This is a genomic window from Sphingobium sp. B2D3C, assembly GCF_025961835.1.
Lineage (GTDB): Bacteria > Pseudomonadota > Alphaproteobacteria > Sphingomonadales > Sphingomonadaceae > Sphingobium.
This window is the reverse complement of record NZ_JAOQOK010000001.1, coordinates 1,517,529-1,533,367: the sequence shown is the minus strand read 5'-3', so window position 1 is coordinate 1,533,367 and position 15,839 is coordinate 1,517,529. Positions and strand designations below refer to the sequence as shown.

General features: G+C 64.2%; 11 protein-coding genes. 2 read left to right on the top strand and 9 right to left on the bottom strand.

The window, feature by feature from the left end; genetic code table 11:
* Window positions 1-53: 53 nt before the first annotated feature.
* From rpoC to M2339_RS07075, 5 genes are all read right to left on the bottom strand, one after another.
* Window positions 54-4,310 carry a DNA-directed RNA polymerase subunit beta' gene (gene rpoC / locus M2339_RS07095; RefSeq protein ID WP_264575945.1) on the bottom strand — a complete coding sequence of 1,419 codons (4,257 nt, stop codon included), beginning with the start codon at window positions 4,308-4,310 and terminating at the stop codon, window positions 54-56.
* An 80-nt stretch (window positions 4,311-4,390) separates the two neighbouring features.
* Complete coding sequence (gene rpoB, locus M2339_RS07090; RefSeq protein WP_264587075.1) at window positions 4,391-8,563, bottom strand: DNA-directed RNA polymerase subunit beta; 4,173 nt, start codon at window positions 8,561-8,563, stop codon at window positions 4,391-4,393.
* Window positions 8,564-8,927: 364 nt separating this feature from the next.
* Window positions 8,928-9,482 (bottom strand): superoxide dismutase family protein, encoded by a 555-nt coding sequence (locus M2339_RS07085; RefSeq protein ID WP_264606276.1) that lies wholly within the window; start codon window positions 9,480-9,482, stop codon window positions 8,928-8,930.
* Window positions 9,483-9,538: 56 nt separating this feature from the next.
* The gene (locus M2339_RS07080) at window positions 9,539-10,201 is read right to left on the bottom strand and encodes a purine phosphorylase (protein WP_264587077.1); all 663 of its coding nucleotides are present in this window, start codon (window positions 10,199-10,201) and stop codon (window positions 9,539-9,541) included.
* A gap of 5 nt (window positions 10,202-10,206) precedes the next feature.
* The gene (locus M2339_RS07075; protein WP_264587078.1) at window positions 10,207-10,770 is read right to left on the bottom strand and encodes an adenine phosphoribosyltransferase; all 564 of its coding nucleotides are present in this window, start codon (window positions 10,768-10,770) and stop codon (window positions 10,207-10,209) included.
* Window positions 10,771-10,949: 179 nt separating this feature from the next.
* Between M2339_RS07075 and M2339_RS07070 the strand changes: the two genes are divergently transcribed.
* Window positions 10,950-11,714, top strand: coding sequence for a hypothetical protein (locus M2339_RS07070; protein ID WP_264587079.1), 765 nt, complete (start codon window positions 10,950-10,952; stop codon window positions 11,712-11,714).
* A gap of 138 nt (window positions 11,715-11,852) precedes the next feature.
* Here the strand turns inward: M2339_RS07070 and rplL are convergent, their stop codons facing one another.
* Window positions 11,853-12,233 carry a 50S ribosomal protein L7/L12 gene (rplL, locus tag M2339_RS07065; RefSeq protein ID WP_181559472.1) on the bottom strand — a complete coding sequence of 127 codons (381 nt, stop codon included), beginning with the start codon at window positions 12,231-12,233 and terminating at the stop codon, window positions 11,853-11,855.
* 83 nt (window positions 12,234-12,316) lie between these two features.
* Window positions 12,317-12,832 carry a 50S ribosomal protein L10 gene (gene rplJ, locus M2339_RS07060; RefSeq protein ID WP_181559473.1) on the bottom strand — a complete coding sequence of 172 codons (516 nt, stop codon included), beginning with the start codon at window positions 12,830-12,832 and terminating at the stop codon, window positions 12,317-12,319.
* A gap of 549 nt (window positions 12,833-13,381) precedes the next feature.
* Here rplJ and M2339_RS07055 point away from each other — a divergent pair.
* On the top strand, window positions 13,382-13,972 hold the full coding sequence (locus tag M2339_RS07055; protein WP_264605298.1) for a PEPxxWA-CTERM sorting domain-containing protein: 591 nt from the start codon (window positions 13,382-13,384) through the stop codon (window positions 13,970-13,972).
* Window positions 13,973-14,075: 103 nt separating this feature from the next.
* On the opposite strand, the gene M2339_RS07050 is transcribed toward M2339_RS07055, so the two are convergent.
* Both M2339_RS07050 and M2339_RS07045 read right to left on the bottom strand, forming a co-directional pair.
* A complete protein-coding gene (locus M2339_RS07050) occupies window positions 14,076-14,603 on the bottom strand; it encodes a TIGR02281 family clan AA aspartic protease (protein ID WP_264570134.1) in 528 nt (175 codons plus the stop codon).
* 72 nt (window positions 14,604-14,675) lie between these two features.
* Entirely contained in the window at window positions 14,676-15,707 is a 1,032-nt protein-coding gene (locus tag M2339_RS07045; protein ID WP_264606275.1) for a hypothetical protein, read from the bottom strand.
* Window positions 15,708-15,839: the final 132 nt, after the last annotated feature.

The window sequence follows — 15,839 nt, the reverse complement described above, 5'->3', positions numbered from 1 at the left end:
CCGCCGGATCGCTCCGGCGGGCCTCTCTATTCTGTCCCGAAAGGACCTGATGCTTAGTTCATGTCCTCGGTGGTGAAGTCCTCACCCTGCACCTTGCCGAGCGGATCGTCGCCGATGGCGGCTTCCACGGGCTGGCGCAGTTCGGCCTCATGCTCTTCTGCGGCGGTCTGCGGTGCCACGAGGTGAACCTCGTTGGCGACCCGCATGGCAGCACGCAGTGCCGCGTCGCGGCTGTTCGCGGCGATCCGCATCCGGTTCATCGAGGAGCCGGTGCCGGCCGGGATCAGGCGCCCGACGATCACATTCTCCTTGAGGCCGATCAGCGTGTCCTTCTTGCCCTGAACGGCCGCCTCGGTGAGGACGCGGGTCGTTTCCTGGAAGGAAGCAGCCGAGATGAAGCTGCGGGTCTGCAGCGACGCCTTGGTGATGCCGAGGAGCACGGGCTTACCGAACGCCGGTTGCTGGCCGGGCGCGAGGCGGGCGTTCACTTCGTCCATTTCCTCGCGATCGACCTGCTCGCCTGCCAGCAGCGTGGTGTCGCCGCCGTCGGTGATCTCGACCTTCTGCAGCATCTGGCGAACGATCACCTCGATGTGCTTGTCGTTGATCTTCACGCCCTGCAGTCGATAGACCTCCTGGATCTCCGCGACCATATATTCCGAAAGCGGCTCGATGCCGAGCACTTCGAGAATGTCGTGGGGATCGGGCGAACCGCCGATCAGGTTGTCGCCACGCTTCACGTAGTCGCCTTCCTGAACGTCGATCACCTTGCTCTTGGGGATCAGATACTCGACCGGCTCGCCGCCATCCTCGGGGAGGATCGCGATCTTGCGCTTGGCCTTGTAGTCCTTGAGGAACTGAACGCGGCCCGAGACCCGTGCGATGATCGCATTGTCCTTGGGCTTGCGCGCCTCGAACAGCTCCGCCACGCGCGGCAGACCGCCCGTGATGTCGCGGGTCTTGGCAGCCTCGCGGGAGACACGGGCCAGCACGTCACCGGCCTGCACCTGCGCACCATCCTCGACCGAGAGCGTCGCGCCCGGTGCCAGAAGGTAACGCGCTGCCTCGCCAGAGGCATCGTCCAGCAGCGTCAGGCGCGGACGCAGATCGTCCTTGGAACGGGACGGGGCACGATATTCGGTCACCACGCGCTGCGTGATGCCGGTGGCCTCGTCCGCCTGTTCGGTCAGCGTCTTGCCGTCGATCAGGTCCTGATACTTCACGATACCCGGCTTCTCGGTGATCACCGGCTGCGTGAACGGATCCCACTCGGCGATGCGGTCGCCCTGCTTCACCTTGGCGCCATGCTTGAACAGGATGGCGGCACCATAAGGCAGGCGATGGACCGCACGCTCGCGGCCTTCATCGTCGATGATCGCCAGTTCGCCATTGCGGGCCAGCGACAGGTTACGGCCGTGCTTGTCCGTGATGGTCGGCATGTCGCGCAGTTCGATGGAACCGTCGGAAACGGCCTCGAGGTTGGACTGCTCGTTGAGCTGGGCGGCACCGCCGATGTGGAAGGTCCGCATCGTCAGCTGCGTGCCCGGCTCACCGATCGACTGGGCGGCGATCACGCCGACAGCCTCACCGATGTTCACCGGCGTACCGCGGGCGAGGTCACGCCCGTAGCACTTGGCGCACACGCCCATCTTGGATTCGCAGATCAGCGGCGAACGGATCTTGACCGCCTGAACGCCGATGGCCTCGATCTTGGCGACCATCGCCTCGTCCAGCAGCTCGCCCTCGGGGACGATGACCGAGCCATCCTTGCTGTCCACAATGTCTTCGGCCGTGGTGCGACCGAGCACGCGCTCGCCAAGCGATGCGATCACGCTGCCGCCCTGGATGATGGCCTTCATCTCCAGCGCCTTCTGCGTGCCGCAATCCACCTCGACGATGGTGCAGTCCTGGCTCACGTCGACCAGGCGGCGGGTCAGGTAACCCGAGTTTGCCGTCTTGAGCGCCGTGTCGGCCAGACCCTTACGGGCGCCGTGCGTCGAGTTGAAATATTCAAGAACGGTCAGGCCTTCCTTGAAGTTCGAGATGATCGGCGTCTCGATGATCTCGCCCGACGGCTTGGCCATCAGGCCGCGCATACCGGCCAGCTGCTTCATCTGCGCCGGGGAACCACGGGCACCCGAGTGGCTCATCATGTAGATCGAGTTGATCGGCTTCAGGCGGCCCGTATCCGGGTCCTGCGGCATCGAGCGAATCTCGTCCATCATGGCGTTGGCCACACGGTCACCGCAGCCCGACCAGGCGTCGATCACCTTGTTGTACTTTTCCTGCTGGGTGATCAGGCCGTCCTGATACTGCTGCTCGTAGTCGGCCACCAGCGCCTTGGTCTCATCGACCAGAGCCACCTTGCTGTCCGGAATGATCATGTCGTCCTTGCCGAACGAGATGCCGGCCTGGAACGCGTGGCGGAAGCCCAGCGCCATGATGGCGTCGGCAAACAGCACCGTGTCCTTCTGGCCAGTGTGACGATAGACCTCGTCGATAACGTCGCCCACGTCCTTCTTGGTGAGCAGGCGGTTGACGGCGTCGAACGGCACCTTGTGGCTCTTGGGGAGGCACTCGCCGATCAGCATACGGCCCGGCGTGGTTTCCACGCGGCGCATGTAGGTCTCGCCATTCTCGTCCGTCTGCGGCACGCGGCTGATGATCTTGCTGTGCAGCGTCACCGCCTTGGCGAAGAGGGCCTGGTGGACCTCCTGCATGTCGGCGAGGATCATGCCTTCGCCCGGCTCGCCGGCCAGCTCCATCGACAGATAATAGATACCCAGCACCATGTCCTGCGAGGGCACGATGATCGGCTTGCCGTTGGCGGGCGAGAGGATGTTGTTGGTGGACATCATCAGCACGCGCGCTTCCAGCTGGGCCTCAAGGCTCAGCGGAACGTGAACGGCCATCTGGTCACCGTCGAAGTCGGCGTTGAACGCGGCGCAGACTAGCGGGTGGAGCTGGATGGCCTTGCCCTCGATCAGCACGGGCTCGAACGCCTGGATGCCGAGGCGGTGGAGCGTCGGGGCGCGGTTCAACAGCACGGGGTGCTCGCGGATCACCTCATCGAGGATGTCCCAGACTTCCTTGCGCTCCTTCTCCACCCACTTCTTCGCCTGCTTGAGGGTCATCGATAGACCCTTGGCATCGAGACGGGCGTAGATGAACGGCTTGAACAGCTCGAGCGCCATCTTCTTGGGCAGGCCGCACTGGTGCAGCTTGAGCTCCGGACCGGTCACGATGACCGAACGGCCGGAATAGTCGACGCGCTTGCCGAGCAGGTTCTGACGGAAGCGGCCCTGCTTGCCCTTGAGCATGTCGGAGAGCGACTTGAGCGGACGCTTGTTGGCACCGGTGATGACGCGGCCACGACGGCCGTTGTCGAACAGGGCGTCAACGGCTTCCTGCAGCATGCGCTTTTCGTTGCGGACGATGATGTCCGGCGCGCGCAGCTCCATCAGGCGCTTCAAGCGGTTGTTGCGGTTGATGACGCGACGATAGAGATCGTTGAGATCCGACGTCGCGAAGCGGCCGCCGTCCAGCGGCACCAGCGGGCGCAGTTCCGGCGGAATGACCGGCACCACGTCGAGGATCATCCATTCCGGGCGGTTGCCGGAATCGATGAAGCTTTCCACAACCTTGAGGCGCTTGATGATCTTCTTGGGCTTGAGCTCCGACTTGGTCGTCGCCAGCTCTTCCATCAGTGCCTTCTGCTCGCCCTCGAGATCGAGGTCCATGAGCATCTGCTTGACCGCCTCGGCGCCGATACCGGCGGAGAAGGCATCCTCGCCATATTCGTCCTGCGCTTCGACCAGCTCGTCCTCGTTGAGCAGCTGATACTTCTCCAGCGGGGTGAGGCCCGGCTCGATGACGATGTAGCTCTCGAAGTAGAGAACGCGCTCAAGCTGCTTGAGCTGCATGTCGAGCAGCAGGCCGATGCGCGAAGGCAGCGACTTGAGGAACCAGATGTGGGCAACCGGCGCGGCCAGCTCGATATGACCCATGCGCTCGCGGCGGACCTTGGAAACGGTCACTTCCACGCCGCACTTTTCGCAGACGATGCCCTTGTACTTCATGCGCTTGTACTTGCCGCACAGGCACTCATAGTCCTTGATCGGGCCGAAGATGCGCGCGCAGAACAGGCCGTCACGCTCGGGCTTGAACGTGCGATAGTTGATCGTCTCCGGCTTCTTGATCTCGCCGAAGGACCAGCTGCGGATGCGCTCGGGCGACGCAATGCCGATCTGGATCTGGTCGAAGGTTTCCGGCTTGGCCATCGGATTGGCGAAGGTGGTCAGTTCGTTCATGTCTCAATTCCCTGCAGAGGGCTGAAGTTCGTAAAGGGGCGAAGGGGAGGGGCGCCGCGCGAGCAGCGCCCCTTTTCCCATTATTCCGCCGCCTCGGGCAGTTCGTCGTCGCCATCGCTGTCGGAGAGGTCTTCCAGCGCCGCCAGCTCAACATTGAGGCCGAGCGAGCGCATTTCCTTCACGAGCACGTTGAAGCTTTCCGGAATGCCGGCCTCGAAGGTGTCGTCACCCTTGACGATCGCCTCATAGACCTTGGTACGGCCGACCACGTCGTCGGACTTGACCGTGAGCATTTCCTGCAGCGTGTAGGCTGCACCATAAGCCTGCAGTGCCCAGACCTCCATCTCACCGAAGCGCTGACCACCGAACTGGGCCTTACCGCCCAGCGGCTGCTGGGTGACGAGGCTGTAGGGGCCGATGGAACGGGCGTGGATCTTGTCGTCCACAAGGTGGTGCAGCTTGAGCATGTAGATGATGCCCACCGTCACCTTGCGGTCGAACGCGTCACCGGTCCGGCCGTCATAGAGCGTGGACTGGCCCGACGTATCGAGCCCTGCCAGCTGCAGCATGGCCGAAACGTCGGCTTCACGCGCACCGTCGAACACCGGTGTCGCGATCGGAACGCCGGTCACCAGGTTGGAGGCAAGCTCGATGACCTGCTCAGCCGAGCGGGACTTGATCTCGTCCGCATAATCCTCGCCATAGACGGTCAGCAGACGCTCCTTCACCGCTTCCGGCATTTCACCGCCGGCCGCGTTCGGGTTGGCCTCGCGCCAGTCGCGCAGGGCATGCTTGATCTGCTGGCCGAGACCGCGGGCGGCCCAACCAAGGTGCGTCTCGAAGATTTGCCCGACGTTCATGCGCGACGGCACGCCCAGCGGGTTGAGCACGATGTCGACCGGGGTGCCATCCTCCAGGAACGGCATGTCCTCGACCGGCAGGATGCGCGAGATGACGCCCTTGTTGCCGTGACGGCCGGCCATCTTGTCGCCCGGCTGCAGCTTGCGCTTCACCGCAACGAAGACCTTGACCATCTTGAGCACGCCCGGGGGCAGCTCGTCGCCGCGCTGCAGCTTCTCGACGCGGTCCTCGAACTTCTCGACGATAACCTTCACGGCCTCGTCATACTGCGTCTTGACCGCTTCGAGCTGAGACTGGCGGGCATCGTCCGCAACCGCGAACTTCCACCACTCGTGACGCTCAACCTCGGAAAGCAGCTCCTCGGTGATGTCGACGCCCTTCTTGACGCCCTTGGGCGCTGCCGTGGCCGTCTGGCCGATCAACATCTCGCGCAGGCGGTTGAAGGTTGCGCGATTGAGGATCGCGCGCTCGTCCTCGCGGTCCTTGGCGAGACGGTCGATTTCCTCGCGCTCGATGGCCATCGCACGCTCGTCCTTGTCGATGCCGTGCCGGTTGAACACGCGCACTTCGACGATCGTGCCGGCAACGCCCGGGGGCAGACGGAGCGAGGTGTCGCGCACGTCGCTGGCCTTCTCACCGAAGATGGCGCGGAGGAGCTTCTCTTCCGGCGTCATCGGGCTTTCACCCTTGGGCGTGATCTTGCCGACGAGAATATCGCCAGGCTCCACCTCGGCGCCGATGTAGACAATGCCCGCCTCGTCGAGGTTGCGCAGGGCTTCCTCGCCGACGTTGGGGATGTCGCGGGTGATGTCTTCCGGCCCGAGCTTGGTGTCGCGGGCCATCACCTCGAACTCCTCGATGTGGATCGAGGTGAAGACGTCGTCCTTCACGATCCGCTCGGAGATCAGGATGGAGTCCTCGTAGTTGTAGCCATTCCAGGGCATGAACGCGACGAGGCTGTTGCGGCCCAGGGCCAGTTCGCCCAGCTCGGTCGAGGGACCGTCGGCGATCACGTCGCCGGCCTTCACATGCTCGCCCACCTTCACCAGCGGACGCTGGTTGATGCAGGTATCCTGGTTGGAGCGCTGGAACTTCATCAGCGTGTAGATGTCGACGCCCGACTTGCCGGCCTCGATCTCTTCGGTGGCGCGGATCACGATGCGGGTGGCGTCCACCTGATCGACGATGCCCGAGCGCTTGGCCGCGATGGCGGCGCCGGAGTCACGCGCAACCGTCTCTTCCATACCGGTGCCGACGAACGGCGCCTCGGCCTGCACGAGCGGCACGGCCTGACGCTGCATGTTCGATCCCATGAGCGCGCGGTTGGCGTCATCGTTTTCCAGGAAGGGAATGAGCGATGCGGCAACCGAAACAAGCTGCTTGGGGCTGACGTCCATCAGCGTGATGTGGTCGCGCGGCGCCATCAGGAACTCGCCGGCCTCACGGGCGGAGATGAGATCCTCGGCGAAGGTGCCGTCCGGGTTCACTTCGGCGTTGGCCTGCGCGATCGTGTGCTTGGCCTCTTCCATGGCGGAGAGATACACGACCTCGTCCGTCACCTTATTGTCGATGACCTTGCGATAGGGCGTCTCGATGAAGCCGTACTTGTTGACGCGCGAGAAGCTCGCCAGCGAGTTGATCAGGCCGATGTTCGGGCCTTCCGGCGTCTCAATCGGGCAGATGCGGCCATAATGGGTCGGGTGAACGTCGCGGACCTCGAAGCCGGCGCGCTCACGGGTGAGACCACCCGGGCCCAAGGCCGAAACGCGACGCTTGTGCGTGATTTCGGAGAGCGGGTTGGTCTGGTCCATGAACTGCGAGAGCTGCGAGGAGCCGAAGAACTCGCGCACCGCCGCCACAGCGGGCTTGGCGTTGATGAGGTCGTTCGGCATCACCGTCGAGACGTCGACGCTGGACATGCGCTCCTTCACGGCGCGCTCCATGCGGAGCAGGCCGACGCGATACTGGTTCTCCAGCAGCTCACCTACCGAACGCACGCGGCGGTTGCCGAGATTGTCGATGTCGTCGATCTCGCCCTTGCCGTCCTTGAGGTTCACCAGCTCCTTGACCACGGCGAGGATGTCCTCGCGGCGCAGCGTCGTGATGGTGTCCTCGGCGTCGAGGCCAAGGCGCATGTTCAGCTTCACGCGGCCCACGGCCGAGAGGTCATAGCGCTCGCCGTCGAAGAACAGGCCTTCGAACAGGGCTTCGGCGGTCTCGCGCGTCGGCGGCTCGCCGGGGCGCATGACGCGGTAGATGTCGGAAAGCGCGTGGTCGCGGTCTTCGGCCTTGTCGACCTTGAGCGTGTTGCGGATCCACGGACCTGTGTTCACATGGTCGATGTCGAGCAGTTCGAGGCGGTCGATACCGGCCGCATCCAGCTTGGCGAGGTTCTCGGGCGAGACCTCGTCGCCGGCTTCGATGTAGATCTCGCCGGTGCTCTCGTTGATCAGGTCATAGGCGCTGTAGCGGCCATAGACTTCCTCGGTCGGAATCACGAGCGCTTCCAGGCCGTCCTTCGCGGCCTTGAGCGCCGCACGCGGGCTGATCTTCTGCCCGGCTGCGAACACCACTTCGCCGGTCTTGGCGTCGATGATGTCGAAGGTGGGCTTGAGGCCGCGCCAGGCGTCCGCCGTATAGGGGATCTGCCAGCCATTCTCGCCGCGTACATAGGTGACCTTGTTGTAGAACTCGCCGAGGATTTCCTCGCTGTTCAGGCCAAGCGCGAAGAGCAGGGCAGTGACCGGCAGCTTGCGCTTGCGGTCGATACGCACGTTCACGATGTCCTTGGCGTCGAACTCGAAGTCCAGCCAGGAACCGCGATACGGGATCACGCGAGCGGCGAAGAGATACTTGCCGGAGGAGTGGGTCTTGCCACGGTCATGGTCGAACAGGACGCCCGGCGAGCGGTGCATCTGGGACACGATGACGCGCTCTGTACCATTGACGATGAAGGTGCCGTTGCCGGTCATGAGCGGCATGTCGCCCATGTAGACATCCTGCTCCTTGATATCGAGAACCGAGCGGGTCTCGGTGTCCTGATCGACTTCGAAGACGATCAGGCGGAGCGTGACGCGCATCGGCGCGGCATAGGTGATGCCGCGCTGACGGCATTCCTCGGTGTCGTACTTGGGATCTTCCAGCTCATAGTGGACGAAGTCCAGCTCGGCCGTGCCGGCAAAGTCACGGATCGGGAAGACGCTGCGCAGCGTCTTCTCAAGGCCGGACACATAGCCGATTGCGGGATTGGACCGCAGGAACTGCTCATAGCTTTCGCGCTGAACCTCGATGAGGTTCGGCATTTCCACGACCTCGTGGATGTTGCCGAATACCTTGCGGATGCGCTTGGTGGCGCTTTCGCCGGGCTTGATGGGGAGAGCCTTGGTTGCCATGCCAGAGATACCTGACCTTCCTGCGTGTTGTGGTCCCGATAATATTTTTCGCATTGCAGCGAAAATTCAGCCTCTTGCTGCGGCTGCGCACCTCGATTCGAGGGCTGCGAGCACGCAAAAAAGTGCGGGCCGGGGCTGTCCGATCCGCACTTGAGCGTCATATGAACCTCGCCGTCACCCCATATGTGATGCATGTCGTGCGCAACGCGTCATGCTTGCCCGGGTAGCGGAAGGCGACTGGCGGGCAGATGCCCGACCAATCTGAATGACCAGCGATATAAGGCCATCGCGCGGCATTGCAAGGGGCTTGCGGCCCGCTGCAATGCCTTTGCGGCGCTGATCGGAGACGGACCCGGATCTGCGATCAGGATTCCTTGCGGTAGAACACGCCGCACATCACCCGGCCGCCACTATTGCCCGTGGGGTCGGTGCGCATGTCGTCGGCGTCTGCGTGGATCACCAGCGCCGCGCCATCGTCGTCCAGCAGGGTCGCCATGTTGGTGTGCGCCATGAACGTTACCTTGGCAGCGCCGCGCGCGTCAGCGGTCACCATGGGCAGGTCCCCGGCATGGGGGCCTTGCGGGTTCTCGGTGCCGTGCTGCTTGCTTTCGGGGTTGAGGTGGCCGCCGGCCGATACGAAATCGGGCAGGGTGCATTTGCCGATGGCGTGAATGTGCATCCCGTGCGCGCCCGGCGTCAGCCCGCGCGTCACCTCGACGCTGCCGCGCATATGGCCGTCTTCCGGCACCAGCGTCGCGACACCGGTGCGGTTGCCCTGGCCATCATACAGGATCGCCTCGGCGAAAGGTTCGGGCGTGGGCATCGGCCCCGCCGGGGCCTTGGCGCCGCAGCCCTGCAAGGCCAGGCAGAGGCCGGTGGCGGCGAGGAGGAGGGGGGAAGCAGCAAAATGAGCCATCATGTCTCTCTGTGTTGGGGCGATGCAGTGGGTGCAATCTAGCGTGTTGTCCGGCGAGGTCAAAGCAGGTCGAGCACCCGTTCCATGGCAAGCGCGGCCCGGCGGGAGGCGGCGCGGAGGTTGGCGTGGAAATCCCCGGCACTGTCGGGATTGGCATCGTCCGTCGCCGCCTTGATGCCGCCCCAGGGGAGGCCGCACTGGGCGGCATATTGGGCGAGCGCGCCGGTTTCCATGTCGACGATGTCGGCATCCAGCGCAGCAACGAGGTGGGCCGCATAGGCGCCATCCTCGATGAACGCGTCACCGCTGGCGATGCAAGCATGGGGCAGGGCGCTGCCGGGATCGGGCATGGCCGCATAAGGCGTGACATTTGCCGGCCCCATCGGCCAGGCGCCAGCGGGATAGTGCACGAAGGCATCCGGGCGACGCGCGCCATAATCATGCTGGACGGCGCGGGCGAGCCAGAAGCAATCGCCGGCGAGGGCGCTCAGCTTGCCGGCCGTCCCGAAGATCATCAGCATATCCGCTGCGTGAATCGCATGCAGCCGCGCGGCGGCCGCGGCGATGTTGACCTTGCCGATCCCGGTCGTCGCGATGTGCACCAGATGGCGCCCGGTGTCGACGCGGCGCACCAGCGGCCAGTCGCCGTCCAGCCTGTCCCCCGCATCCGGCAGGAAGGCATCGGCCTCTTCGGGCAGGGCGGCGAGCATCAGGATGCGCATGCGTCTCAATGCCCTTCAAAGGTGATGAGGGAGAGGGGCGTGATGCCCACGTCCCTGAGGCGTTCCGCGCCGCCCAGCTCGGGCAGGTCGATGACGAACGCCGCCTGATCGACAATGGCACCTTCGCCCCGCAGCAGGGCAGCGCCGGCGAGCGCGGTCCCGCCGGTCGCCAGCAGGTCGTCCACCAGCAGCACCCGTTGCCCTGGCCGCACGGCGCCCTGATGCATCTCGATCCGGTCGGTGCCATATTCGAGCGCATAATCGATGCCGACCGTCGCGCCGGGCAGCTTGCCGGACTTGCGCAGCATCAGCTTGCCCTTGCCGAGCTTGTAGGAAAGCCCGGCCGCGACGATGAACCCGCGCGCCTCGATGCCGGCGATGAGGTCGACCTGGGCCGGATCGACCATTGCCGCGATCCGGTCGATCGTCGCCCGAAAGCCCTCGCCATCCAGCAACAGGGTCGAAACGTCGCGAAACTGGATGCCGGGAATCGGATAATCCGGGATGGTCCGCACCAGCGCTTTGAGATCGTCATTGTTCGTCGTGGTCAGAGAAGATGTCTCGGCCATGATGATGTGTCCCTTCGATAATCGGCTGGCGCAGGCCGCACGTGTCGGCGCAAGGATCGGGCGGCACAGGGCGCCTTGTGTCCCTCACGCTTTACATTGGCGCGACGATATGCTGATCGCGGTCTGTCCCGAAATGGGTCGGTGGGGTCATAATGAGATTGCCTGTTGTCTTTCCAGGGATGGCGTCGATCGCCTGCCTTCTCGCCGTGAGTCCGGCGGCAGGGCAAGCGGAAACTGCGTTTGCCCGGGCAAGCTCCAGCCTTCTCGATCTCCAGAAGCTCACCAGCCTGCTGCTCCCGCCTGCCTTCGGGCAGGATAATCAGGTGCGGGCGCCGATGCTGATCGCCAATGAGGCGCGGCCCGAGAGCCGGGACCGTCTGGCCCAACCCTCCGCGCGGCCGGAGTCGCGCGACCGCCTCGCGCGGCCGGTGAGCGAATTGCCGGCCTATCGCCCGGAGAGCCGCGATCCCTTGGCGCGCTCCTATGAGGATGTCCGCAAGGCGCGCCCGGAGTTGCTGGACTCTGGTTCAAAGCCGGTGGCTCTGGCGCAGGATGTCGCGCTGGCCGATGAGGGCGCTGCCACGGCGCCTTCCATGAATAGCGCGGATGGGCCACCCGTGCCGATCGCGCTGTCAGCAGTGCCGATGGGCGCCGGGCCGGCCGGACCCACCTTGCAGCGCACGCAGGGCAAGGCCGAGGGCCTCGGTCTGGCGCAATATCTTTCCGCGCCGTGGCAGCAGATCGGCTTCATCGCCGGCCTGGTGCTGCTCGCCAGTCTGCTCTTCTGGCGGCTCGGGATGCGCGGGCGGCAGGGGCCATTGGCCCTGACCGACTATGGACGGGCCGAGCGCTCCGCTGCCCGAGAGGAAGGCGACCGGGCGCGCTACCCGACGCTGCGCGAAGCCATCGAGGCGATGAAGGCCGAGGCTGCCACACGCCGTTGATCGGCCTCCGAGCGCCCATCGATCACACCTGATCCACGCGACGATCCCTCAAACGAAAAAAAGAAGCGCGCCCGGATCGCTCCGGACGCGCTTCTTTTGTCGGGCGGGAACGGCTGGGCCGCTCCCCTCCCATCAAGCTTACTTGATCTCGACGGTCGCGCCGGCTTCCTCGAGCTTCTTCTTCAGCTCTTCGGACTCCGCCTTGTTCACGCCTTCCTTCACAGCCTTCGGCGCGCCTTCGACGAGCGCCTTGGCTTCCGTCAGGCCGAGACCGGTGATGGCGCGGACTTCCTTGATGACGTTGATCTTCTTGCCACCGTCGTTGACGAGGATCACGTCGAACTCGGTCTTCTCTTCAGCAGCGGGGGCATCGCCACCGGCGCCACCGGCGGGCGCAGCAACTGCGACTGCGGCAGCAGCGGAAACGCCCCACTTCTCTTCGAGAGCCTTCGACAGCTCAGCAGCTTCGAGAACGGTCAGCGCGGAGAGCTGGTCGACGAGCGAGTTGATATCAGCCATGTAATTCACTCCATTTTCTAGCGGGGCCGGGTCTGGCCCAAGTCAATTGATTGCAACTGTCTGCCGGGGAGGCAGCCTGAAGATCAGGCAGCGTCCTTGGTGGCATAAGCGTTGAAGACGCGCGCGAGCTGCGCGGCCGGTTCCTTGGTGACGACTGCGAGCTTGGTCGCCGGGGCCTGAATGAGGCCGATCAGCGTTGCGCGCATCTGGTCGAGCGACGGCATCGAAGCCAGCGCCTTGATGCCATTGGCGTCCAGGAGCGTAGTGCCCATGGCGCCGCCGACGATCTCCAGCTTGTCGTTCGTCTTGGCGAAATCGATCGCGACCTTTGCAGCCGCAACCGGATCGGAAGACGTCGCCAGGCCCACCGGTCCAACCAGCATCTCTTCGATGCTGGCATAATCGGTGTCCTTGATGGCGATCTTGGCAAGGCGGTTCTTCGTTACCTTGTAGGTCGCACCGGCATCCCGCATCTTCTGACGGAGCTGGGTCGACTGGGCCACGCTGAGGCCCAGATTGCGGGTCACGACGACCACGCCCATTTCCTTCAGAGATTCGTGAAGCGCGGAAACGACCTCGGTCTTTTCATTGCGATCCATGCCATTCTCCTCTGCGGCAAGGCCCGGAAGGCCCGGCCGCGTTCACACATGTGCCGCGCACGACCCGAGAGGGGCCGCAAGCGGCGAAGCAGTCCGAGGGGAAGGGTTGACTGGTCCGGCACGAGAGTGCGGACAGACCCGGATTGAGCTGCGCATCGAAGCGGAGCGCCGTCCGGCAAGAACTTTTCCCCGTCTCGGCTGGGCATTAAGATGGGCAGATCCCATCACCAGCTGTCTCGGACGGTGCACCGGGACGGGCCCGGTGAGCGAAGGCCCGATAGGCGGGACGGCCGTGAAAAGCAAGCCGTTTCCAATTCCGGCCACGGCGAGGGGCCGGGGAGGGCGGTGGGCACTCAATTTGTGACCCTTTGGCAACGTCCTTAGGCCATCTGCGCAAAGGTGGTTAAGGCGTGGGAAAAGAAGGTTAAAGCGCTTTAATTCTTTCCGCCGCAGGTTTAGCACGGGTTCATGGAAAGCTTATCGACAGACTCGCTCCGTTGGGCGCGCCGTGAAATTGAACGGCACCGGGCTTTGATCGGTCTGGCCGTGGTGGCCAGCGCCTTGATCGCAGCCGCGCCGCACAATGAGCGCCGGATGTTCACCATCCCCGAGTTCGCCTCGGCGTTCGTCGCCGTGCCCGCGCCGGAAGAGACGTCGCTGCGCTCCGCGATCATGGGCTATCTTCGCGATGGCTGCGCGCCTGAGTTCGTCAATTCCAAGGGTGACCTGACCCAGTTGGTCAATCGCGCCGATTGCGGTCCTGGCCGTTCGCGCAACCAAGGCAGCAGCCCATTCGCGCAGAAGCCGACCGCGACGCCGAACAAGTCGCCGGTTGCGCCGACCGCCTTCTTCGCCGAGCCGGAAGCTGCCGATTTCGTATCGAACCTCAACAGCCCGCTGATCGTGACGCAGCCGACGCTGGAGCCCTCCATGGCCTCCTTCACGCCGCCGACAGGTGGTACGGGCGGTGGCGGCGGGTTCATCCCTGGCATTCCCATTCCCTTGCCCGATTTTGTGCCGCCGGTGTTCGGTTCGGTTCCCGAGCCGTCGACCTGGGCGCTGATGATCGCGGGCTTCGGTCTGGCCGGCACGATGATGCGCCGCCGCAATCCGGTGAAGGTTACCTTCGCCGCCAGCTGATGGCCGGCTTTACACGCGTTTCCCGCTGAAAAGGCCAGTCCGGGGGGACTGGCCTTTTCTTTGCCGATTGCGCGGCGGGATCGGTCTGGCTGGGAAGCCCGGTTCAGTGGATCGTCAAGGTGTCGCCGCTCAGGGTGACGGTGCCGAGTTGCTGGAGCGCATTCTGGCCCATCAGCGAAACCGGCAGGGCGCCATCGACCACGGCGGCGCTGATCTGCTCGATGCGCTTGCCGGCCATTTCCATCCGCTCGATCTTCGCCCAGCGCATCGCGGACGATCCGTTGACGGTGCGCATCTGCGCGCGACCGGGCAGGCTCTCATAAGTCAGGCCGAGCTTGGCCGCGTCGGCGCGATTGAGCACGACGACCGTCGCGCCGGTATCCACCACGAAGCGGATCGAGTGGCCGTTGGCCTTCGCCTCGACATAGAAGAGGCCGTCGGCATGGCGCTGCACGGTATTGGCAGGCAGGTGGATGGCCGAGGCGTCCAGGACTGCGGCCTCCGGCACGGCGATGTTTGCGGCGGCTTCCTTCTGGATGTTCTGGTGATCCGTGAACGGGTTGCTCAGGGCGACGGCAATGGATGCCATTGCCGCCATGATGCTACCGAATTCGAGATGGATGCCGATCATGCCGCATCATCACCCCGACTCACCCAAGAAGCGGTTTCGAGATTGAGTTAGCGCGGCATTAAGAAAGGGCGGTCAGGCGGGCGCCTGTGCCGTGCGGGAGGCCTCGATTTCGTCCTCCATCCGCTGCTTCACCTGGCGGCGGCGGCGGCCGAAGATGAAGGCGGCAAGGCCGGAGATCAGGGCTGAAATTCCGAATTCGGCGGCAAGGACGTTGTAGCGCCAGGTCAGCTTGTCGAGCCCACTGAACAGTACGAAGTTATCATCCTCGACGTCATAGCCTGCATGGCGATACAGGTTGACGATCTCGCCTGGCAGGGCCTCGCGCCGCAGAACGCCGTCGAGATAGGGCGTGAAGACGAGGTGCGAGAGGCGGAACCGCCAGACGCGCACCAAATCCTCATCCTTGGGGAAGGTGATGGGATGATAGCCTTCCGGCACATCGTTGCGCCGCACCTCGACGAAGTAGCGCAGCGGCGAGCGGTCGTCCGGCCCGGAGCGAACCGGCGCGAAATAGAGCGAGCGCTTGACCAGCAGCAGATCCTCATTGAACTGCGCCGTCTCGCGCAGATCGATGCTGCCGGTGATGACGGCGCGGCCTTCCACCGGCGCGATCGCATCGGGCGACCCGACGACGATGCTGCGCGGGGTGCCTTCATCGGACGGCAACTGCAGCCGCAGGATCAGCACAATGACCGCCGCAAGCAGGCTGCCGACGCAAACGCCGGCGAAAAAGCCCTGGAGGCGGGCGAGGCGGCCCTTCACGATGCGCAGATCGTCCTGCCGGGCAGGGCCGAAGGATTCGGTGCGGCGCTGCCGCGTGCGCAGCAGCCACACCGCAGCGATCAGCGGCGCGGAGAACAATGCGGTCACCGCGACGAAGGTCAGGGTGGGCCAGTAACGATCGAAATGAAGAAACTGCCATTCGGCCAGTCGCGCGATCAACCCGCGATAATCGAGCGCCTGAAAGAGGAAGAACAGGCTGACAAGAGCGATCCAGAAGCCGAGAAGGCGAACCGCCAGATTGAGCTGTTTCGACACCCGGTCATAGGCATCCTGTCCAGCAGTTGGATGTCGCTTCTTCACCCCAATTTCCCTGTTTTTCATCTGAGTTCTATCGTCGCGTGCCTCGCCAAGCAATGCCATCGCAGGGTTAACAGGCGCTTTACGAACAAACGCCTAATCACACCGCCAATTCAGATCATAACATCGGGCAATAAAAAAGCCCCGCCGCGGTGG